Source organism: Haloferax sp. s1 (assembly GCF_058382125.1).
In genome coordinates, this window is record NZ_JBZRPK010000174.1 from 1 (window position 1) to 1,614 (window position 1,614).

The 1,614-nt window shown below is 62.5% G+C and carries 3 protein-coding genes; 1 reads left to right on the top strand and 2 read right to left on the bottom strand.

Features of this window, described 5'->3' with window-relative positions; all coding sequences use genetic code 11:
- Positions 1-120: 120 nt before the first annotated feature.
- Positions 121-609 (bottom strand): universal stress protein, encoded by a 489-nt coding sequence (locus QT222_RS01360; protein ID WP_004056910.1) that lies wholly within the window; start codon positions 607-609, stop codon positions 121-123.
- Positions 610-643: 34 nt separating this feature from the next.
- On the bottom strand, positions 644-931 hold the full coding sequence (locus QT222_RS01365; protein ID WP_004056911.1) for a DUF7964 domain-containing protein: 288 nt from the start codon (positions 929-931) through the stop codon (positions 644-646).
- A gap of 124 nt (positions 932-1,055) precedes the next feature.
- On the opposite strand from QT222_RS01365, the gene QT222_RS01370 reads away from it, so the two are divergent.
- Positions 1,056-1,614, top strand: a 559-nt coding sequence (locus QT222_RS01370; RefSeq protein ID WP_491476061.1) for a flippase activity-associated protein Agl23, incomplete at its 3' end; no start/stop codon positions are given.

Sequence of the window (1,614 nt, forward strand, 5' to 3'; positions counted from 1 at the left end):
ACGGAGTACTCAGTCATACCGCGGCGTATGAGCGAGCGCACCAAAACTGTTTATCAAACGGCCGGGTCTATCGGTGTCAAACAGCCTAGCTCGTCGGTGTTTCGTCGCCCGTCAGGGGACTCATTCGGCCGGTTCGGTGTTCGTCTCGCCGGTCGCGTCCGCCGATTCTTCGGTTTCTTCTTCGTCTTGCATCCGCGTGGTGAGGACCGGAACCGGTGAGGTTCGGACCACGCGCTCGGTCACGCTTCCGAGCAGGTAGTGGCTCAGCCCCGTCCGACCGTGGGTTCCCATGACGACGAGGTCGATATCGTGGTCCTCGGTGTACTTTCGGATAGAGCGGTAGGCGGTTCCGGTCATCACTTCGCTTTCGAATTCGACGTCCGCTTTCTCGGCGGCCTCGCGGACGTGTCTGGTTGCGGCCTCACCCTCACGTTCGAGGGCGTCGATGACGACGTCTGCGCCGGCATCGAGCGACGTGTAGATACTGGTATCGACGACGTACAGCGCGTGAATCCGTGCATCGTAGGTCTCCGCGAGGTTGAGTGCGTGGTCGATGGCGCGTTCGGCGGCCCTGCTCCCGTCGGTCGGCACGAGGATTTCGCTGTACATGACGGCGTATACTTCGTTCGGAATTAGGTTAGTTCTACTCCTCGCTATCGGCGTCTTGGAAGGAGAGCACCGCCGATTCACAGGATTGTAGGCCGTCGATTCGTGCGGTTTCTTCGTCGAGTTCCTCCGTCTCGACCACTGACCATCCGGACTCGTCGTCGTAGGCGGCCCCTTTGACCCACGCTTCGGTGGCGAAAAGGAGGCCGCGGGCCGGACCGTCGTTTTCGACAGCGACGACGAGTTCGAACGCCTCGGAGCGGTTCAGCGACGTGAGTTCCTGTGGTTCTAACGGTCGCGCCGGAAGCGAATCGATGAGTGCCATATCCGTGTGCTACCGGTCAGTGGGGATGACGCTTTCGAAGCCACCAGTTCGTCGGCACTCTGACTGGAATCGTTTCCTCAAATGTTCCGTAACCTTTCTGCCGTCCGGCGCACCACGTGACTTCATGATTCCCTCCCGCGTCGGGCAACGCCCCGACCGAACGACGCTCGCCGTCGGTGCACTGGCGCTCGTGGCACTCGTCGTCCGCCTCGTCGGCCTCGGCGACCGCCCGCTGCACTGGGACGAGGCACGCGTCGGCTACTGGAGTCTCCGATACCTCGAAAGTGGCTTTTTCGCGTACCGTCCGGTTGCTGGCGGGCCGCTCGTCTACCTCCTCTCGCGGACTTCGTTAGCGCTTTTCGGGACCACTGATTTCGCGCTCAGACTCCCTGTTGCGCTCGTCGGCGCGGCCCTGCCGCTCGTGAGTCTCCTCTTTCGGGACCATCTCGAAAACGACGAGACCGTCGCCGTTGCGGCCATTCTCGCGGCGAACCCGCTTCTCGTCTACTACGGTCGGTTCGCCCGCGGCGACCTGCTCGCAATCGGATTCGCCCTCGCCGCCTTCGGATTCGCCCTCCGACTGTTCGACGGAAAGGGCCAACAGAACGCCTACGGTTTCGCGGCAGCCTGCGTGCTCGCAATCGCCTCGTCCGGGCTTGGCATCGTCGCGCTCTGTTGTCTCG